This window comes from Pseudomonas sp. A-B-19 (assembly GCF_019947515.1).
Taxonomy (GTDB): domain Bacteria; phylum Pseudomonadota; class Gammaproteobacteria; order Pseudomonadales; family Pseudomonadaceae; genus Aquipseudomonas.
The window spans coordinates 300,621-320,144 of sequence record NZ_JAGYGN010000003.1; the positions used below are offsets into that span (position 1 = coordinate 300,621).

The following is a 19,524-nucleotide window of genomic DNA, read 5'->3' on the forward strand; positions in this document are numbered from 1 at the left end:
CCATGTGACAACGGACTGAGAGACCCTGCCGGTTCCCTGTGGGAGCGAGCTTGCTCGCGATAGCGGATTGTCAGCCGACAAAAATGTTGGATGTGCCGGCCTCATCGTCGGATCGCCGCCCGGAGCAAGCTTGCTCCCACAGGTTGCGCGGCGTAACTGACCGCAAATTCTCGCCATAGCGCCGCGGCAACAGGTACCCTGTCGAGGTTTTTTCCTACGACTACTGTGAACCTGCCGAATGCAAAACCTGACCCTTTTCGTACAGCGCATCCTCGAATTGATGAAGCGCTACCCTGGGGTTATTGCACTCTGTGGTTTCATCTCCGGGGTGGGCAGTTTCATTCTGGTCGATCGCCAGCAAGGCCTGGCGAGCTGGATCACCACTATCATGCTGATCAGCTGGATCTGGCTGATGCTGGAAAACAGCCTGACCAAGCTGTTCACGCGCATTTTCAAGCGCGAAATTCCGGAACCGTTGCTGCGTTACGCAACGCAGATGATCCATCAGGAAAGCCTGTTTTTTGTCCTGCCGTTCTTCTTCATCACCACGACGTGGAACAGCGGCCAGTTGGTTTTCACCGGGCTGCTGGGCGTCGCGGCGCTGATTTCGATCGTCGACCCGCTCTACTACAAATGGTTGGCGCCACGGCGCTGGGCGTTTCTGGCCCTGCACACCCTGACTCTGTTCGCCGCCCTGCTCACCGCATTGCCGGTGATCATGCATCTGACCACCGCGCAAAGTTTCAAATGGGCGCTGGGCATCTCGGTGCTGTTGTCGTTCCCGAGCCTGGCGTCGATCTTCCCGATTCGAACCGTACGCAGTGCGTTGGCGATTTTGAGTATCACCCTGGGCATTGGCGTCGTCGGTTGGGAGCTGCGCTCGTGGGTGCCGCCGGCGACGCTGTGGATGACTGACGTGGCCATCAGCACGCAAATGCAGGACCGCACGCCTGGCGCCAGCCTCGACGAAGTCAGCGCCGAGCAGATTCGCAATGGCGGGCTCTACGCGTACACCGCGATCAACGCCCCGCGTGGCCTGGACGAGCGGATTTATCACGTCTGGCAGTTCAACGGCAAAGAGGTCGACCGCATTCCTCTGGATATTCGCGGCGGGCGCAAGGAAGGTTACCGGGCCTGGACCCACAAGCAGAACTTCCCGGGCAACCCGGCCGGCAAATGGCAGGTTCGGGTGCTGACCGAAGATGGCCAGGTCATCGGCGTGCTGCGCTTCAAAGTCACAGACAGCACAGCGATCAAAGAAAAGTAGTGAGGTTCGTGCTATTACGTAAAGCTGCGTAATCACTGAACAAGCTCGGAGCTTATGATCAGCAGCACGATGGCCGGCAACGCCCGATTAGACACGTCGATAAGCCCTGCGCGGTTGCGGGTGACGGGCGACTGGACGCTTGCCCATTACGCGGACCTCAAGCTGTTGAGCGAAAAACTCCACGGCCAGTACGACGCCAACACCCCCATCGATCTCAACGGTCTGGGCGCCCTCGACACCGCCGGTGCCTCGCTATTGGTAGAGCTGCTCGGCTCCGAGCGCCTCGGCCGCTCCGCCGAGCATCCTGATTGCACACTCAGCGCCGCCGATCGGGCATTGCTGCAAACCGTCTACTGCTCGTTGACCGATTTCTGCGTACCGATCAAGGAACCGGAGGTCAGCGTTTCCATTCAGTTGCTGACCCGTATTGGCCGTGCGGTGGACGCTGTCTGGCAGGACACCTTGCAGCTGCTGGGTTTCGTTGGCCTGATCATCGAAACCATTGCCCGCAGCCTGTTCCGGCCCAAACGCTGGCGCGCTACGTCGATGATTGCGCACATCGAGCAGACTGGCCTCGACGCCGCGCCGATTGTCGCGCTGCTGACCTTTCTGGTGGGTGCCGTGGTGGCGTTTCTCGGGTCGACGGTACTGGCCACTTTCGGTGCCACCGTCTTCACCGTGGACCTGGTGGGGTTTGCCTTTTTGCGCGAATTCGGTGTGCTGCTGACTGCGATCCTGATGGCCGGGCGCACCGCCAGTGCGTTCACGGCGCAAATCGGTTCGATGAAGGCCAACGAAGAAATTGACGCCATCCGCACCCTGGGCCTGGATCCCGTGGAGTTGTTGGTGGTGCCGAGGGTCCTGGCATTGCTGGTCGCTTTGCCGATGCTGACCTTTCTGGCGATGCTGTCGGGGATTATCGGCGGTGCCGTGGTCTGCGCAGTGGCGTTGGGTATCTCGCCGGCAATGTTCATATCTCTGCTGCAATCGGACATCGGCGTTCAGCACTTTCTGGTGGGTATCGTCAAAGCGCCGGTCTTCGCTTTCCTGATCGCCGCGATTGGTTGCCTCGAAGGCTTCAAGGTCAGTGGCAGTGCCGAGTCTGTTGGCGCACACACCACGTCGAGCGTGGTGCAGTCGATTTTCGTAGTGATCGTGATGGATGCGATAGCCGCGATGTTTTTCATGGAGATGGGTTGGTGAGTCGTGTTCCCCGAGCGCCCTGCGAGGCGGTGATTGAAGTCCGTGGACTGTGCAACCGTTTTGGTCGCCAGAGCGTGCATGAGAACCTCGACCTGGATTTGTACAAAGGCGAAATCCTCGCCGTGGTCGGCGGCTCCGGCAGCGGCAAATCAGTGCTGCTGCGCAGCATTGTCGGGTTACGCCAGCCCAGCGAAGGCGTGGTGAAAGTCTTCGGGAAAAACCTGCCGACCTTGTCCGAACACGAGCGTTCGCTGGTGGAGCGGCGATTCGGCGTGCTGTTCCAGAAGGGCGCGCTGTTCTCTTCGCTGACCGTGACCGAGAACGTCGCCCTGCCGCTGATCGAACACGCCGGCTTGAGCCGCAACGACGCCGAGCACCTGGCGGCCGTGAAAATGGCCCTGGCCGGGTTGCCCCTGTCGGCGGCAGAGAAGTACCCCGCGTCGCTCTCCGGCGGCATGATCAAGCGTGCCGCATTGGCCCGGGCGCTGGCACTGGACCCGGACATCCTGTTTCTCGACGAGCCCACCGCCGGCCTCGACCCGATCGGCGCCGCCGCGTTCGACCAATTGATCCTGACCCTGCGCGACTCCTTGGGTCTGAGCGTTTTCCTGGTGACCCACGACCTCGACACGCTCTACACCATCACTGACCGGGTGGCGGTGCTGGCGCAGAAAAAAGTGCTGGTGGCGGACGCCATCGACAAGGTCTCGGAAACCAACGATGCGTGGATTCACGAATACTTCCATGGCCCTCGCGGCCGCGCGGCACTGACAGCCGCCCAACAGCTCAAAGAGGTCTGACATGGAAACCCGAGCCCATCATGTATTGATCGGCCTGTTCACCGTGATTGTGGTGACGGCCGCGCTGCTGTTCGGTCTGTGGCTGGCCAAGTCCAGTGTCGACACGGAGTTCAAGGACTACGAAGTCGTGTTCAACGAGGCGGTCAGCGGTTTGTCCAAGGGCAGTTCGGTGCAGTACAGCGGGATCAAGGTCGGCGACGTGATCTCGCTGCGCCTGGACCCGAAAGACCCGCGTCGGGTGCTGGCGCGAATTCGCCTGGCCGGTGATACCCCGGTCAAGGAAGACACCAATGCCAAGTTGGCCCTGACCGGCGTCACCGGGACCTCGATCATCCAGCTCAGCGGCGGCACGCCACAGAGCCCGACGCTCAAGGGCAAGGATGGCAACTTGCCGACTATCGTCGCCTCGCCCTCGCCCATCGCCCGCCTGCTCAATGACAGCGAAGACCTGATGGCCGGGGTGACCACGCTGATGCATAACGCCAACCTGATGTTCTCCACGCAAAACATCGAGCGCATCAGCAACACCCTGGAGCACCTGGAGCAGACCACCGGGACCATTGCCGAGCAGCGCGGCGATATTCGCCAGGCCATGCAGCAACTGGCGTCGGTGGGCAAGCAGGCCAACACCATGCTGGAGCAGACCACGGCGCTGATGCGCAATGCCAATGGGCTGCTCAATGATCATGGCAAGGAGGCGCTCGGCAGTGCCGAGCAGGCGATGAAGTCGCTGCAGGAGAGCAGCTCCACCCTCAACAAATTGATCACCGCCAATCAGGATTCGCTCAACAGCGGCATGCAAGGCCTCAATGGCCTGGGCCCGGCGGTGCGCGAGATGCGTGAAACCCTGAGTTCGTTGCGCACCATTACCACACGCCTGGAAGCCAACCCCAGCGGTTACCTGCTGGGCAGTGAAAAGACCAAGGAATTCACGCCATGAAGCTGATTCGGATTGCCCTCCTCGCTGGCTTAACGCTGATCAGTTCGTGCTCGATCCTGCCCAAGCCCGAGCCCTTCGAAGTCTATCGATTGCCTTCCGCCCAGAACGCATCGGCCAGCCATGGCACGCCGCAACGCTGGTCGTTGCGCCTGAGCAAACTCCAGTCCAGCGAAGCGTTGAACAGTCCGAACATTGCCGTGATTCCTCAGGGCGATGTGATCAGCCACTACCAGGGCTCGCGCTGGAGCGACCCGGCGCCGGTGCTGGTGCGCGATCGCCTGCTGGAAGGTTTCCTGCATGATGGACGGGTGCCGTTGTTGAGCACGGATGACAGCATTTTCCAGACCGACCTTGAATTGGGCGGCAGGCTGCAGGCGTTCCAGACTGAATACCAGGGCACGACGGCCAGCGTGGTCGTGCGCCTGGATGCGTTGCTGGTGCGCAGTTACGACCAGCGCATCCTCGCCAGCCGCCGCTTTGAAGTGCGCCAGCCTTTGAGCGATGTGCAGGTCCCTGCGGTGGTGGTCGGGTTCGGTCAGGCGAACGATCAGTTGACCGGGCAAGTGGTGAATTGGGCGGTTGAGCAAGGGCAGAGGCTGGCGCCGTCGTCCAGACCTTGAAGGCCTGCGCAATCTTCTGTAGGAGCGGGCTTGCCCGCGAAGGCGGCGCAATGTTCAACATAAACGTTGAAAGTGCTGGCCTCTTCGCCGGCAAGCCGGCTCCTACAGCTGATTTGTGTCGATTTTTTCAGCGCTGCAAAAACGCCTGATGCAGTTCAGCCAGCGTTTCAAAGTGATACGCCGGAGTCTCGGCGCTCAATTCTTCGTGGCTGCCGAACCCGTAACCCACCGCTGCTGCGTCCAGCCCGTTGCTGCGTGCGCCGATCAGATCGTGCTTGCGGTCGCCGATCATCAGGGTGTTGGCCGGGTCGAGATTTTCTTCGGCCATCAGGTGAGCGATCAGTTCAACCTTGTTAGTCCGGGTGCCATCCAGTTCGCTGCCGTAAATCACCTTGAAGTGTTTGGCAAAATCGAAATGCCGGGCGATTTCCCGAGCGAACACCCACGGCTTCGAGGTTGCGATGTACAGTTGCCGGCCTTGTCCGCTCAGGGTTTCCAGCAGCGGCGTGACACCCTCGAACACCCGGTTTTCGTAGAGGCCGGTGACCTTGAAGCGCTCACGGTAGAAATTCACCGCCTCCCACGCCTTGGCTTCGTCGAGGTCGTAGAACTGCATGAACGCCTGCAACAGCGGCGGGCCAATGAAGTGTTCGAGTTTGGCCAGGTCCGGCTCATCGATACCCAGTTTGCCCAGGGCGAACTGGATCGAACGGGTGATGCCTTCGCGCGGATCGGTGAGGGTGCCATCGAGGTCGAACAAAACGGTTTGGTAATGCATGTCGAATCCTGAATAAGAGGCCCGGGTCAAAGCTGGTCGTAACCTTCGGCCAGATGCAGGTCCTTGAGCTTCACGTAGTTCGCGGCGCTGTAGGTGAAAAAGGCGCGCTCCTTGTCGGTCAGCGGGCGGATCTGCTTCACCGGGCTGCCCACATACAGGAAGCCGCTTTGCAGATGCTTGCCCGGCGGCACCAGGCTGCCGGCACCAATGATCACATCATCGTCGACCAGCGCACCGTCCATGACGATGCTGCCCATGCCGATCAATACCCGGCTGCCCACCGAACAGCCATGCAACATGACTTTGTGGGCGATGGTCACGTCATTGCCGATCAGCAATGGAAAACCATCGGGGTTGAACGGACCGGCGTGGGTGATGTGCAACACGCAGCCGTCCTGCACGCTGGTGCGCGCGCCGATGCGGATGCGGTGCATGTCGCCACGGATCACCGTCAGCGGCCAGACCGAGCTGTCTTCACCGATTTCAACGTCGCCGATCACCACCGCCGAGCGGTCTACAAAAGCGTCTTTGCCGAGCAGCGGTGTGTGGTTCTGATACTTGCGAAGGTTCACGATAGGGTTTCTCTCTGTCGCTGATAGCTGCGGTGAGTGCCGATTGTAATTAAGATGGCTGCATGTTTCTCCAGCCAAGGTATCAACCGTGAGCGTGAACAACCCTCTTTTGCAGTCCTATGACCTGCCGCCGTTCTCCGCCATCCGCGCCGAACACGTACAACCGGCCATTGAACAGATCCTGGCTGACAACCGTGCCGCCATCGTCGAGATCCTCAAGACCCAGGTCAAACAGCCAACGTGGGCCGGCCTGGTGCTGGCGATGGACGAGCTCAACGACCGCCTGGGCGCCGCCTGGAGCCCGGTCAGCCACCTCAACGCGGTGTGCAACAGCGCCGAACTGCGTGAAGCCTACGAGTCGTGCCTGCCGGCCTTGAGCGCCTACTCCACCGAGCTGGGCCAGAACCGCGAACTGTTCCAGGCCTTCGAAGCCTTGGCCAGCAGCCCGGAAGCGGCCGGTTTCGAGGTGGCGCAGAAAACTATCCTGGAACACTCCCTGCGTGACTTCCGTCTGTCGGGTATCGACCTGCCGGAAGCCGAGCAGAAGCGTTACGCCGAAGTGCAAAGCAAGCTGTCGGAGCTTGGCAGCCGTTTCTCCAACCAGTTGCTCGACGCCACTCAGGCGTGGACCAAACACATCACCGATGAAGCAGCCCTCGCCGGCCTGACGGATTCCGCCAAGGCGCAAATGGCCGCCGCGGCCCAAGCGAAGGACCTGGATGGCTGGCTGATCACGCTGGAATTCCCGAGCTATTACGCGGTGATGACTTACGCCCAGGACCGCGCACTGCGTGAAGAAGTCTACGCGGCTTACTGCACCCGTGCGTCGGACCAGGGACCGAATGCCGGTCAGAACGACAACGGCCCGGTCATGGAAGAAATCCTCGACCTGCGTCAGGAGCTGGCCAGGCTGTTGGGATTCAGCAGTTTCTCCGAGCTGAGCCTGGCGACCAAAATGGCTGAATCCAGCGATCAGGTGCTGAGTTTCCTGCGTGATCTGGCCAAGCGCAGCAAGCCGTTCGCCGCCCGGGATCTGGAGCAGCTCAAGGCTTACGCCGCCGAACAAGGCTGCCCGGATCTGCAGAGTTGGGACAGCGGTTTCTACGCTGAAAAACTCCGTGAACAACGCTACAGCGTGGCCCAGGAAGCCCTACGCGCCTACTTCCCGATCGACAAGGTGTTGAGTGGTCTGTTTGCCATTGTTCAGCGCCTGTACGGCATCGAAATCGCCGAGCTCAAAGGCTTCGACGCCTGGCACCCGGATGTCCGTCTGTTCGAAATCAAGGAACACGGCCAGCACGTCGGCCGCTTCTTCTTCGATCTGTATGCTCGTGCCAACAAGCGTGGCGGGGCCTGGATGGACGGAGCCCGGGACCGTCGTCGCACCGCTGGCGGCGTGCTGCAAAGCCCGGTGGCGAACCTGGTGTGCAACTTTACCCCGGCCGACAGCGGCAAGCCTGCGCTGCTGACCCACGATGAAGTCACCACCCTGTTCCATGAATTCGGTCACGGCCTGCATCACTTGCTGACCCGCGTCGAGCATGCTGGCGTGTCCGGCATCAACGGCGTGGCGTGGGATGCCGTCGAACTGCCAAGTCAGTTCATGGAAAACTGGTGCTGGGAGCCGGAAGGCCTGGCGCTGATTTCCGGTCATTATGAAACCGGCGAACCTCTGCCTCAGGACCTGCTCGGGAAAATGCTCGCGGCGAAAAACTTCCAGTCCGGCCTGATGATGGTCCGCCAACTGGAGTTCTCTCTGTTCGACTTCGAATTGCACGCGACCCACGGCGACGGCCGCAGCGTGCTGCAAGTGCTTGAAAGCGTGCGTGACGAGGTCTCGGTGATGCGCCCGCCGGCCTACAACCGCTTCCCCAACAGCTTTGCGCATATCTTCGCCGGTGGTTATGCCGCAGGTTATTACAGCTACAAATGGGCTGAAGTGCTGTCGGCCGATGCGTTCTCGAAGTTCGAAGAAGAAGGCGTGCTCAATGCCGACACCGGTCGCGCCTTCCGTGAAGCGATCCTGGCACGCGGCGGTTCCCAGGAGCCTATGGTGTTGTTCGTCGACTTCCGTGGCCGTGAGCCGTCGATTGACGCACTCTTGCGCCACAGCGGCCTGAGTGAGGGCGCAGCAGCATGAGTGAGGGACCTGTGATTACGAAAAAACGCTTTATCGCCGGGGCGGTCTGCCCGGCATGCAGCGAGCCGGACAAGTTGATGATGTGGAACGAAGACCAGGTCCCGCACCGAGAGTGCGTGGCTTGCGGTTACTCCGACACACTCAATGAGCAAGGGTTGTCGGTACCCAGGGAGTTGGGGACGCGGGTTAATACCAGCGCCCCCAAACCAGCCGACACCAAGGTTCAGACGGTTCAGTTCTTCCCGAACCCGAAACTGCAGAAAAAGCCGGACGAACAACACTGAGTGAAAAAAAGCCCCCGTTGCGCAATGCCGCGGGGGCTTTTTTTATTCGATATGAGCGGACTTGAACCAGCTCTTCATCGAGCACGCGGCGAACGGGCTGGTGCTGCAATCGCCATTGGCCAGCGCCGTGCGCAGGTTGTCCACGTCGGCCTGCATCATGTAGCGAATGCCGTCCTTGAAATGGGTGCTGTCACCAAAGCCGCCCTGGGTCATTTCGTTCAGTGCCTCTTCCTTGCTCCAGCCCTGGATGACAACCCGGTACATGGCTGCCATCAGGCCAGTACGGTCTGAGCCGTGTTTACAATGCATCAACACCGGGCCTTTGGCTTCGGCAGACTTGATGGCGCGCAAGGCCTTGAGCACATCGGCGTCATCCACATGGTTGGTGCGATAAGGCAGCTGTACTTGCGTGATGCCTGGCGTGGACAACCAACTGGAGTCTGCTTCAGGCAGGAAGTTGATCACCGTGCCGACCTTGAGCTTCTCCAGCAGATGCACCGCAGCCTTGTCCGGCAAGGCGCTGCGATAGAGCGTCGGCGACATCTGGAAGAGGTTGTATTGCTTCTCGACTGGTTGGGCCCAGTCTGCCGGACGCTGCATCGCACTGTCGTCAGCAAGTGCCAGTGTCAGGTTAGCGAGCGCAACCAACGACAGGCATATTGCAGATAAAATTCGCGATAGAGGCATACTTGAGCGACCGTTCAGAAAGGGACGGGAAGATGCTGACAAGGGTCAGCCATGCACGGTCAAAGGTCTGTGAGCTGTTCGTCAAAGAATCGTGAAGCAGATAGCTTGTCGATTGTTTTCACTAAATATGATGGAACCGTAAAATATTGATGAGCCAATACTTGCAGTAAAAGTACTCTGGTCGAGTGTTAAGTTCGACCAGGGCTGATTAGCTGTGTCTGAATTTTCTATGAGTACTGATCAAGGCCTGGCAATACTGACATAGGCTTTAGCCAGGGCCAGAAGTTTAGCCTTGTCATCGGCGTCAATATCGCCGTCACCATCGATATCCTTGTTGATATTACCGAGGCTGAACGATCGGCCACCGTCATGGGACGATGCAATGAGGATGGTAGAGTCCAGTAAAGCTGTGGTCTCCACGTTATTTTCGGCGTCCCAATCTTCTTCTTTCAATGCGAACTGCATTGAGACAAGCACTTCGTCTGGATTGACTATTGTTGGGCCAAGCTTTTGCAGAAAAATACCGCGATGATTGAAACGTGACATCATTAAATCCTTTTAAAAATATCCAGGTTTATGTTTGTTGCGGAAAAGACAATAGCGATATTTCTTATGAGCTGACCAGTCACAATATGTATCTCTTGGTTACCCTTCAACAACTTCTCGATATATGAGTGCTGAAAAAGTGCCGAATGGCACTGGTCGGCTGGTCGGCTGATCGCTGCCGATGTACTGTATGGACATACAGCAATCAGGGTTCCCCCATGCACACGCCATTGCCCCCACGCGGCCGCGGCACCGCGACCAATCCGCACAACCGATTCGCCCCGAACCGGTCGGTGGCTGAAGACGACGGTTGGTACCAGGAAGTGCCGATCACTCAAGGCACTGAGGTGCAGATCGAAACGGCGAAAACCATCATTACGCGCAATACCTCGCCGGACTTGCCCTTCGATCGCTCGATCAATCCCTATCGCGGCTGCGAGCACGGTTGCATTTATTGCTATGCGCGCCCCAGTCACGCCTATTGGGACATGTCGCCAGGGCTGGACTTCGAGACAAAGCTGATCGCCAAGACCAATGCCGTGGATGTTCTGGAGGAGCAGCTGTCCAAACGTGGCTATCAATGTGCACCCATCAACCTCGGCTCCAACACCGACCCGTATCAACCGATTGAGCGTGAATACAAGATCACCCGCCGAACCCTCGAAGTATTGCTGCGCTACCGCCATCCGGTGACCATCGTCACCAAGGGCTCACTGATTCTTCGCGACCTGGATCTGCTGACCGAGCTTGCCAGCCAAAGACTGGTAGCGGTAATGATCAGCCTGACCACCCTGGACGACGAACTCAAACGCATCCTTGAGCCCCGCGCAGCAGCACCCAAGGCCCGGTTGCGAGCGATCAGGGTCATGCGCGAGGCGGGCGTTCCGGTGGGTGTGCTGTGCTCACCGATGATTCCTATGATCAACGACAGCGAACTCGAAAGCCTGCTCGCCGAGGCCCACGGCGCCGGAGCACAGAGCGCTGCTTACATGATGCTGCGCTTGCCACTTGAGGTGGCGCCGCTGTTCGAAGAATGGCTGGGCACCCACTATCCGCAACGGGCGGCGCATGTGCTGAGCCTGATTCGCCAGAGCCGTGGTGGCGAACTTTATGACAGTCGCTTTGGTGCGCGGATGCGCGGTGAAGGTCCGTTTGCGGACCTGCTGGCGCAGCGCTTTGCCAAAGCGATCAAACGGCAGGGGCTCAATCACCGGGAAGGCTTTGATCTGGACTGCAATGCCTTTTGTCCGCCCGGTCGCCAAATGTCGTTGATTTGAGGACAATTGGCCTATGGTTGAGTATCGAAGATCGTGCTCACGCCTTGGGTTGGTCACGTTTTTGTGACCTGGAACATGCGTTCTAGAGCGTTTTATTCAGTTTCAATTAAGATTCGGCCGCTAACTTGTTCATCGAGTGACTGATGGGTCGAGATGTTTGGCCTGGATGTTTTTTAACCAGCCACTGGCTTCAGACCGGACCATACGGGATGACTCCCTGAGCCCGCCAATGAGGATGAATTGATGAGTGACAAGGATAAACAGCCGTTGGCTGCGTCGGCCTCGCCCGAACCCGAGGCGGAAACCGCCGATGCAGCGTTGCAGCATATCGTTGACGGTTTTTTGCATTTTCATCATGAGATCTTTCCTCAGCAGGAAGAACTCTTCAAGAAACTCGCCACGGCCCAGCGGCCACGAGCGATGTTCATTGCCTGCGCCGATTCGCGCATCGTTCCCGAGTTGATCACTCAGAGCTCCCCCGGAGACCTGTTCGTGACCCGTAACGTCGGCAACGTCGTACCGCCTTACGGGCAAATGAACGGCGGTGTTTCCACGGCGATCGAGTACGCCGTACTGGCTCTCGGGGTGCATCACATCATCATTTGCGGGCATTCCGACTGCGGTGCCATGCGTGCGGTGCTCCACCCGGACAGTCTGGAAAAAATGCCCACGGTCAAAGCCTGGTTGCGTCATGCCGAAGTGGCCAAGACCATGGTGCAGGAGAACTGCAACTGCTCTAGCGAAAGCGAAAGCATGCACATTCTCACCGAAGAGAATGTGATCGCCCAGTTGCAGCATCTGCGTACCCATCCGTCGGTGGCCTCGCGCATGGCCAACGGTCAGCTGTTTATCCACGGCTGGGTCTACAACATCGAAACCAGCGAAATCAAAGCGTACGACGCTGATCAAGGCTGTTTCCTGCCGCTAAATGGCAGCCTGCCGATTCCTGTGGCGACGCCAAAAGCGCGCTTCTAAATCCTCCTAAATCGTTGTGTGGTTTAGCTGAGGCTGCCGTTCAGGCAGCCTGGCTTTGCCATGCCTGAAGAAAACTTCGGGAGACTCACCATGCGTGCTGCTCGACTCAAAGCTGTTCTGCCACGGGAGCTGCTGGCTTCGGTGGTTGTGTTTCTGGTCGCCCTGCCTCTGTGCATGGGCATCGCGATTGCCTCTGGGCTGCCGCCGGCGAAAGGGCTGATCACCGGCATCATCGGTGGTCTGGTGGTTGGCTGGTTGGCCGGCTCGCCGTTGCAAGTCAGCGGCCCGGCAGCGGGCCTGGCCGTTCTGGTATTCGAACTGGTTCGTGAGCACGGCATCGCCATGCTTGGACCCATACTGTTGCTGGCAGGTTTTCTACAACTGGTAGCTGGCCGTTTGAAGCTGGGCTGCTGGTTTCGGGTGACGGCGCCTGCTGTGGTGTACGGCATGCTGGCCGGAATTGGCGTGCTGATTGTGCTGTCTCAGGTGCATGTAATGCTGGATGCCGTGCCAAAACCCTCAGGCCTGGGTAACCTGGCAGCCTTCCCGGCGGCGCTGGCTCAGGCGTTGCCCACGTTTGGCTGGCAAGCCGGTTTGCTCGGTTTGTCGACGATTGCCGTCATGTGGCTGTGGGACAAACTCCGTCCGCAATCCCTGCGCTTCATACCTGGCGCGCTACTTGGCGTCGGTCTGTCCACGCTTGCCAGCCTTGTGCTGGCATTGCAGGTCAAGCGGGTCGAGGTACCGGCCAACCTGACGGAGGCCATCGACTGGCTGAAGCCGGCGGATCTGCTCAACCTGGCTGATCCGACCTTGCTGATCGCTGCGTTTGCCGTGGCCTTCATCGCCAGCGCCGAAACCTTGCTTTCAGCCGCCGCGGTTGATCGCATGCACAGTGGTCAGCGCTCGGACTTCGACCGGGAACTGTCGGCGCAAGGTATTGGCAACATGCTGTGTGGCCTGCTTGGGGCGTTGCCGATGACGGGCGTTATCGTGCGCAGTTCGGCGAATGTTCAGGCCGGAGCAACCACACGTTTTTCGACCATTTTCCACGGTCTGTGGCTGCTGGCGTTCGTGCTGTTGCTGTCCAGTGTCCTGCAACGCATTCCGGTGGCAAGCCTGGCAGGCGTGCTGGTGTACACCGGTTTCAAACTGGTGGACCTCAAGGTCTTTCGTGGTTTGGGCCGGTATGGTCGGGCGCCGATGTTCACCTATGTGGCAACCGCGCTCGCCATCGTTTTTACGGACTTGCTGACTGGCGTGTTGATTGGCTTCGGTCTGACGCTGGTGAAGCTGGCGCTTAAAGCCTCGCGCTTGAAAATCAGCCTGATCGACCTGCCGCAGGAAGGGCAAGTGGAATTGCGCCTGACAGGCGCTGCAACCTTCCTCAAAGTGCCGGCGCTGACCCAGGTGCTGGGTAGCATTGCGCCAGGCGCGACGGTGCATGTGCCGCTCAATAACTTGAGCTACATCGACCACGCGTGTCTGGAGTTGCTGGAGGAATGGGGTCGGGCGAACGCGGCCAAGGGTTCGAAGCTGCTGATTGAATCGCGTGGGTTGAAGCGCAGGCTTGAAGGGCGGGTTCGTACCAACACGGGCATAGGTGCGGCTGGCTGAGGACCAATGTGGGAGCGAGCTTGCTCGCGATGGCGGCGGATCAGTCAACTTTGATGTTGAATGACATGACCTCATCGCGAGCAAGCTCGCTCCTACAGGGGATTGTGTTTAGCGATGGATCAAGCTGCCGGCTGATCCAGCTCCAGGCCCACGCCCAAACGGCGCGACATGCACGGCCAGCGCTTCCACGCGGCACCGGTGTCCGGGCTGCTCAGCTTGTCGCGGTAGGCTTCCACCGACTCCAGCGCAAAGCTCTCTTCGGTCAACATTTGATCGAACGCGTGATGCACCACTTCGTCCAGTTGGTTGGCAAATTCCTCACCGATCAATTGGTGAGCAATCAGGTTGGCGACAGTCATGTCCAAGGGGATCAGTGGCTGGCCGAAATGCTTGATGTACAGGTCATTGACCTCTTCGACAAACCGGTGCGACAGGTAGGCTTCGTCCAGCAGGCTGTCGAGCCCGACATGGCCGGCCATGATGGCTGGCGGCTGGAGGAAGTACTGCTCGGCGATAGTCAGCACCGGTGTGATCTGTGACTCAATGCCCGCTTCCCTGGCGACTTCATTGGCTGCATCCAGCAGATCGGGGACTTCTTCGATGTAGGCGGTGACAAATCGCGTCAGTACGCCGTTGGTATCGGTCTCCGGCAATTGGATCGTCGGGTGTAGATGAGGCAGTTTACTTTCCAGCTGACGCGTCAGCAGGCCGGTCTCGGCTTCATGTTGTTGGGCTTTTTGGATCTGCTCGCGCAATGCGGCGGTGTTCATGAAAACTCCAGGAAACAAGGCAATGAAATAGGGAAGACATAACTTAGCTGGCTTACGAAAAATGCTAAGACGCATTTGTCATAATTATTTCATCCTTGATGCATCTGCGTTATATCGATTTGCCACCACTCGTCTGCATCCTTCTCCAATCGTGCCCTTGAACGCAAGTCCCCGCTGTTTCAGATCATTTACGTCATCGCGTTGCGAGGTCGGAGTCGCTGTCTATACTCGCCATTGAATGGAGTTAGCTGATAACGCCCGACTGCATGTGCAGCAAGGCCCGGCGATTCAAGTTCGTAGTCTGATGCAGCCGCTCCCTTGCCGCAGGTGAAAGCCGGCGGGATAACAAGAACGATAAGGGGAACCCGCAATGATGCGACATCCACATGTCTGGATGGGCCTCCTGTTGTGGTCGATTTTCAGTCAGGCGCAAGCGGCCTGGACTGTGAATATGGCGCCTGGAGCGACTGAAATCAGTCACGCAGTATTCGACCTGCACATGACCATTTTCTGGATCTGTGTGGTGATCGGCATCATCGTTTTTGGTGCCATGTTCTGGTCGATGATTCTCCACCGCCGCTCGACCGGGCAGGTGGCCGCCAAATTTCATGAAAGCACCACCGTCGAAATCCTCTGGACCATCGTACCCTTCCTGATCCTGGTGGCCATGGCGGTTCCCGCTACCGCAACCCTGATCAAGATGTACGACGCCAGCGAGCCGGAGATCGATATCCAGATCACCGGCTACCAGTGGAAGTGGCATTACAAATACCTGGGCCAGGACGTCGAGTTCTTCAGCAACCTGACCACCCCCCAGGATCAAATCCACAACAAGGAAGCCAAGAGCGAGCACTACCTGCTCGAAGTCGACAAGCCATTGGTGCTGCCGGTCGGCACCAAGGTGCGCTTCCTGGTGACCTCTGCCGACGTGATCCACTCCTGGTGGGTGCCGGCTTTCGCGGTCAAGCGCGATGCGATTCCCGGGTTCGTCAATGAGGCCTGGACCCGCATCGACAAGCCCGGCATCTACCGTGGCCAGTGCGCCGAGTTGTGCGGCAAGGATCACGGCTTCATGCCGACGGTGGTCGAGGTCAAGGAAAAGGCCGATTACGAAAAATGGCTGGCCGATCGCAAGGTCGAGGCCGCGCAGCTCAAAGAGCTGACCAGCAAGGAATGGACGCTCGACGAACTCAAGGATCGCGGCGACAAGGTCTATCACACCACCTGCGTGGCCTGTCACCAGGCCGAAGGCCAGGGCCTGCCGCCGATGTTCCCGGCGCTCAAGGGCTCGAAAATTGCCACCGGACCGAAAGATGCTCACCTGAGCATTGTCTTCCACGGCAAGCCCGGTACCGCCATGGCGGCGTTCGGCAAGCAACTATCTGAAGTCGATATCGCGGCGGTCGTGACCTATGAACGTAATGCCTGGGGCAACAACAAAGGCGACATGGTCACGCCTAAGGAAGTACTGGAGCTGAAACAGGCGGAAAGCAAATGACCCGGTCTATTGCGCACGTACGGAACCGGTCGGGGGTATGCACCCCGGCCTGCCCAGCCCATCTGTTTGCAGGAGACAGGACATGACTGCTGTAGTCGATGAACATGTTCATACCGCCACCGACCACGCCCACGGCCCCGCCAAAGGCTTGATGCGCTGGGTGCTGACCACCAACCACAAGGACATTGGCACGCTGTACCTGTGGTTTGCATTCTCCATGTTCCTGCTTGGCGGCTCGTTCGCCATGGTGATCCGTGCCGAACTGTTCCAGCCGGGGCTGCAAATCGTCCAGCCGGAGTTTTTCAACCAGATGACCACCATGCACGGTCTGGTGATGGTCTTCGGTGCAGTGATGCCGGCTTTCGTCGGCCTTGCCAACTGGATGATTCCGCTGATGATCGGTGCGCCGGACATGGCCCTGCCGCGGATGAACAACTTCAGCTTCTGGCTGTTGCCGGCAGCGTTCCTGCTGCTGGTATCGACCCTGTTCACCGCCGGCGGCGGGCCGAACTTCGGCTGGACCTTCTATGCACCGCTGTCGACGACCTACGCGCCGGAAAGCGTGACCTTCTTCATCTTCGCCATTCACTTGATGGGGATCAGTTCGATCATGGGGGCGATCAACGTGATCGCGACGATCCTCAACCTGCGCGCCCCCGGCATGACGTTGATGAAAATGCCGCTGTTCGTCTGGACCTGGCTGATCACCGCGTTCCTGTTGATTGCGGTGATGCCGGTACTGGCGGGCTGCGTGACCATGATGCTGATGGACATTCATTTCGGCACCAGCTTCTTCAGCGCCGCCGGTGGCGGTGACCCGGTGCTGTTCCAGCATGTGTTCTGGTTTTTCGGTCACCCGGAGGTGTACATCATGATCCTGCCGGCCTTTGGTGCCGTCAGCTCGATCATTCCGGCTTTTTCGCGCAAGCCATTGTTCGGCTACACCTCGATGGTCTACGCCACGGCGAGTATCGCGTTCCTGTCGTTCATCGTCTGGGCGCACCACATGTTCGTGGTTGGCATTCCGCTGGTGGGCGAGCTGTTCTTCATGTACGCCACACTGCTGATTGCGGTGCCAACCGGCGTGAAGGTGTTCAACTGGGCGAGCACCATGTGGCAAGGCTCGCTGACGTTCGAGACGCCGATGCTGTTTGCCGTGGCGTTCGTGATCCTGTTCTCCATCGGCGGGTTCTCCGGGTTGATGCTGGCCATCGCCCCGGCGGATTTCCAGTACCAGGACACCTACTTCGTGGTTGCGCACTTCCACTACGTACTGGTGCCGGGTGCGATCTTCGGGATCTTCGCTTCGGCCTACTACTGGCTGCCGAAATGGACTGGCCACATGTACGACGAAACCCTCGGCAAGCTGCATTTCTGGCTGTCGTTCATCGGCATGAACATGGCCTTCTTCCCGATGCACTTCGTGGGGCTGGCGGGGATGCCGCGACGGATTCCGGACTACAACCTGCAATTCGCCGACTTCAACATGGTGTCGTCGATCGGTGCATTCATGTTCGGCGCTACGCAGATCTTCTTCCTGTTCATCGTGATCAAGACCATTCGCGGCGGCCCCCCAGCACCGGCCAAACCGTGGGACGGGGCTGAAGGCCTGGAGTGGAGCATCCCGTCACCGGCGCCGTATCACACTTTCACCACGCCGCCGGAAGTGAAATGAACGCGCGCCCTGTAGGAGCTGGCTTGCCAGCGAAAGCCGCGGCTCGGTGTGTCAGACATTGCGCTTTCGCTGGCAAGCCAGCTCCTACAAGGTTTGGTGTAGGGGTTCGAAACCATGGCTGACTCAATTTCAATGAAGAAGCTGGTCACGCGCCTGCTGACCGTGGTGGTGGCGATGTTTGTGTTCGGGTTTGCACTGGTGCCGATCTACGACGTGATGTGCAAGGCCTTCGGCATTAACGGCAAAACCGCCGGGCAGTACGAGGGCGAGCAGACGGTCGACACCTCGCGGCAGGTGCGTGTGCAGTTTCTGTCGACCAACACTGCCGATATGCCCTGGGACTTCTATCCCAAGGGCGAGGAACTGGTGGCTCATCCGGGGGCGGTGAACGAAATGATCTTCATCGCCCACAACCCCACCGATAAGCCGATGAGCGCCCAAGCAGTGCCGAGCATTGCGCCGAGCACCGCGGCGGCGTACTTCCACAAGACCGAATGTTTCTGCTTTACCCAGCAAGTGCTGCAGCCCGGTCAACGGATCGAGATGCCGGTACGTTTCATCGTTGACCGTGACATGCCCAAGGAAGTGAAGCACCTGACGCTGTCTTACACGCTGTTCGATATCACCGCCCGACATCCACCGGTAGCTGTAAACACTGGCGGCTGAGCGTGCCCGATAAGGAGAACAATAAATGGCAACTCATGAACATTATTACGTTCCCGCCCAGAGCAAATGGCCGATCATCGCCACGCTCGGCATGGTCACCACCGTGTACGGCCTGGCTACCTGGTTCAACGATCTGAAAGCGGCGCGTCCGGAATCCCACGGGCCGCTGATCTTTTTCATCGGTGGCCTGTTGGTGGCTTACATGCTGTTCGGCTGGTTCGGCACGGTGATCAAGGAAAGTCGCAGTGGTTTGTACAGCGCACAGATGGATCGCTCGTTCCGCTGGGGCATGAGCTGGTTCATTTTCTCGGAGGTGATGTTCTTCATCGCGTTTTTTGGCGCGCTGTTTTATGTCCGCCATATCTCCGGGCCGGCGCTCGGCGGTGAAGGCGCCAAAGGCATTGCGCACATGCTATGGCCGAACTTCCAGTTCACCTGGCCGCTGCTGAGCAACCCAGACTCCAAACTGTTTCCACCGCCCAAGGAGGTCATCAGCCCCTGGGGCCTGCCGTTGCTCAATACCGTGTTGCTGGTGAGTTCCAGCGTGACCGTGACCATCGCCCACCATGCCCTGAAAAAGGGCGATCGCGGCGCACTGAAACTCTGGCTGTTGCTCACCGTATTGCTCGGCTGTGCGTTCCTCACCTTCCAGGCCGAAGAGTACATTCACGCCTACCACGAACTGGGTCTGACCCTGGGCTCGGGCATCTACGGCGCGACATTCTTCATGCTCACCGGGTTCCACGGCGCCCACGTGACCATCGGCACCATCATCCTGTTCGTGATGCTGATGCGGATCATGCGCGGGCACTTCGACAGCGAGCATCAGTTCGGCTTCGAAGCGGCGAGCTGGTACTGGCACTTCGTGGATGTGGTGTGGATCGGGCTGTTCGTTTTCGTCTATGTGCTATAGGCGCGAGCTTGCTCGCTCCTATAGCTACCACGGAACGTGGGAGGCCAACTGGCCGCTGAAAAAGCCCCAGATAATCAAACCAAGGGTAATGACGGCCAGGGTTACACGAACACTCAAGGCAATGACGAGGCGGTTTGAGCGGCTGTCGTCCTTGACCAGAAAGAACAGGCCGCTGAACAGGCTGACGACCGTGGCAATCAGCATCAGGACGATGGCTGCTTTGAGCATGGTGAGACTCCGGGGGGAGAGGCGATGCATTTGAGTATAGCTATCGCGATGACCAATTTTCTGGCGAC

20 protein-coding genes are annotated in these 19,524 nt (G+C 59.0%); 14 read left to right on the forward strand and 6 right to left on the reverse strand.

Features of this window, described 5'->3' with window-relative positions; translation table 11 throughout:
- The first annotated feature begins 238 nt into the window (after positions 1 to 238).
- The 5 genes from KGA81_RS05260 to KGA81_RS05280 are packed head-to-tail and all read left to right on the forward strand — an operon-like array spanning position 239 to position 4,830.
- Positions 239 to 1,267, forward strand: coding sequence for a DUF5924 family protein (locus tag KGA81_RS05260; protein ID WP_223544847.1), 1,029 nt, complete (start codon positions 239 to 241; stop codon positions 1,265 to 1,267).
- 54 nt (positions 1,268 to 1,321) lie between these two features.
- A complete protein-coding gene (locus tag KGA81_RS05265; protein WP_223544848.1) occupies positions 1,322 to 2,470 on the forward strand; it encodes an ABC transporter permease in 1,149 nt (382 codons plus the stop codon).
- On the forward strand, positions 2,467 to 3,270 hold the full coding sequence (locus tag KGA81_RS05270; RefSeq protein WP_223544849.1) for an ABC transporter ATP-binding protein: 804 nt from the start codon (positions 2,467 to 2,469) through the stop codon (positions 3,268 to 3,270). Before KGA81_RS05265 ends, KGA81_RS05270 begins: the two co-directional genes overlap by 4 nt.
- Before the next feature lies 1 nt (position 3,271).
- A complete protein-coding gene (locus tag KGA81_RS05275; protein ID WP_223544850.1) occupies positions 3,272 to 4,210 on the forward strand; it encodes an MlaD family protein in 939 nt (312 codons plus the stop codon).
- Positions 4,207 to 4,830, forward strand: coding sequence for an ABC-type transport auxiliary lipoprotein family protein (locus KGA81_RS05280; RefSeq protein ID WP_223544851.1), 624 nt, complete (start codon positions 4,207 to 4,209; stop codon positions 4,828 to 4,830). Before KGA81_RS05275 ends, KGA81_RS05280 begins: the two co-directional genes overlap by 4 nt.
- 127 nt (positions 4,831 to 4,957) lie before the next feature.
- Here the strand turns inward: KGA81_RS05280 and KGA81_RS05285 are convergent, their stop codons facing one another.
- Positions 4,958 to 5,608, reverse strand: a complete 651-nt coding sequence (locus KGA81_RS05285; protein ID WP_223544852.1) for an HAD family hydrolase — start codon at positions 5,606 to 5,608, stop codon at positions 4,958 to 4,960.
- A 26-nt stretch (positions 5,609 to 5,634) separates the two neighbouring features.
- Positions 5,635 to 6,180, reverse strand: coding sequence for a gamma carbonic anhydrase family protein (locus KGA81_RS05290; RefSeq protein WP_223544853.1), 546 nt, complete (start codon positions 6,178 to 6,180; stop codon positions 5,635 to 5,637).
- 88 nt (positions 6,181 to 6,268) lie between these two features.
- Between KGA81_RS05290 and prlC the strand changes: the two genes are divergently transcribed.
- Both prlC and KGA81_RS05300 read left to right on the forward strand, forming a co-directional pair.
- The gene (gene prlC, locus KGA81_RS05295; protein ID WP_223544854.1) at positions 6,269 to 8,320 is read left to right on the forward strand and encodes an oligopeptidase A; all 2,052 of its coding nucleotides are present in this window, start codon (positions 6,269 to 6,271) and stop codon (positions 8,318 to 8,320) included.
- Positions 8,317 to 8,604 carry a YheV family putative zinc ribbon protein gene (locus KGA81_RS05300; protein WP_223544855.1) on the forward strand — a complete coding sequence of 96 codons (288 nt, stop codon included), beginning with the start codon at positions 8,317 to 8,319 and terminating at the stop codon, positions 8,602 to 8,604. Before prlC ends, KGA81_RS05300 begins: the two co-directional genes overlap by 4 nt.
- Positions 8,605 to 8,646: 42 nt before the next feature.
- Here the strand turns inward: KGA81_RS05300 and KGA81_RS05305 are convergent, their stop codons facing one another.
- Both KGA81_RS05305 and KGA81_RS05310 read right to left on the reverse strand, forming a co-directional pair.
- A complete protein-coding gene (locus KGA81_RS05305) occupies positions 8,647 to 9,291 on the reverse strand; it encodes a dual specificity protein phosphatase family protein (RefSeq protein WP_223544856.1) in 645 nt (214 codons plus the stop codon).
- Positions 9,292 to 9,531: 240 nt separating this feature from the next.
- A complete protein-coding gene (locus KGA81_RS05310; RefSeq protein ID WP_223544857.1) occupies positions 9,532 to 9,837 on the reverse strand; it encodes a hypothetical protein in 306 nt (101 codons plus the stop codon).
- Positions 9,838 to 10,055: 218 nt separating this feature from the next.
- Here KGA81_RS05310 and KGA81_RS05315 point away from each other — a divergent pair, with 218 nt between their 5' ends.
- The 3 genes from KGA81_RS05315 (at position 10,056) to KGA81_RS05325 (ending at position 13,706) form a co-directional block, all read left to right on the forward strand.
- On the forward strand, positions 10,056 to 11,114 hold the full coding sequence (locus KGA81_RS05315) for a PA0069 family radical SAM protein (RefSeq protein WP_223544858.1): 1,059 nt from the start codon (positions 10,056 to 10,058) through the stop codon (positions 11,112 to 11,114).
- 243 nt (positions 11,115 to 11,357) lie between these two features.
- The gene (locus KGA81_RS05320) at positions 11,358 to 12,089 is read left to right on the forward strand and encodes a carbonic anhydrase (RefSeq protein WP_223544859.1); all 732 of its coding nucleotides are present in this window, start codon (positions 11,358 to 11,360) and stop codon (positions 12,087 to 12,089) included.
- 90 nt (positions 12,090 to 12,179) lie between these two features.
- Positions 12,180 to 13,706 (forward strand): SulP family inorganic anion transporter, encoded by a 1,527-nt coding sequence (locus KGA81_RS05325; RefSeq protein ID WP_223544860.1) that lies wholly within the window; start codon positions 12,180 to 12,182, stop codon positions 13,704 to 13,706.
- Between the two features lie 119 nt (positions 13,707 to 13,825).
- On the opposite strand, the gene KGA81_RS05330 is transcribed toward KGA81_RS05325, so the two are convergent.
- Positions 13,826 to 14,476, reverse strand: coding sequence for a hypothetical protein (locus tag KGA81_RS05330; RefSeq protein WP_223544861.1), 651 nt, complete (start codon positions 14,474 to 14,476; stop codon positions 13,826 to 13,828).
- Positions 14,477 to 14,846: 370 nt separating this feature from the next.
- On the opposite strand from KGA81_RS05330, the gene coxB reads away from it, so the two are divergent.
- From coxB to KGA81_RS05350, 4 genes are all read left to right on the forward strand, one after another.
- The gene (gene coxB / locus KGA81_RS05335) at positions 14,847 to 15,974 is read left to right on the forward strand and encodes a cytochrome c oxidase subunit II (RefSeq protein WP_223544862.1); all 1,128 of its coding nucleotides are present in this window, start codon (positions 14,847 to 14,849) and stop codon (positions 15,972 to 15,974) included.
- Positions 15,975 to 16,056: 82 nt separating this feature from the next.
- Complete coding sequence (gene ctaD / locus KGA81_RS05340) at positions 16,057 to 17,649, forward strand: cytochrome c oxidase subunit I (RefSeq protein WP_223544863.1); 1,593 nt, start codon at positions 16,057 to 16,059, stop codon at positions 17,647 to 17,649.
- A gap of 114 nt (positions 17,650 to 17,763) precedes the next feature.
- Positions 17,764 to 18,315, forward strand: a complete 552-nt coding sequence (locus tag KGA81_RS05345; protein WP_223544864.1) for a cytochrome c oxidase assembly protein — start codon at positions 17,764 to 17,766, stop codon at positions 18,313 to 18,315.
- Positions 18,316 to 18,340: 25 nt separating this feature from the next.
- Positions 18,341 to 19,228, forward strand: a complete 888-nt coding sequence (locus KGA81_RS05350) for a cytochrome c oxidase subunit 3 (protein ID WP_223544865.1) — start codon at positions 18,341 to 18,343, stop codon at positions 19,226 to 19,228.
- A gap of 24 nt (positions 19,229 to 19,252) precedes the next feature.
- On the opposite strand, the gene KGA81_RS05355 is transcribed toward KGA81_RS05350, so the two are convergent.
- Positions 19,253 to 19,456, reverse strand: a complete 204-nt coding sequence (locus KGA81_RS05355; RefSeq protein WP_223544866.1) for a twin transmembrane helix small protein — start codon at positions 19,454 to 19,456, stop codon at positions 19,253 to 19,255.
- Between the last annotated feature and the right edge of the window lie 68 nt (positions 19,457 to 19,524).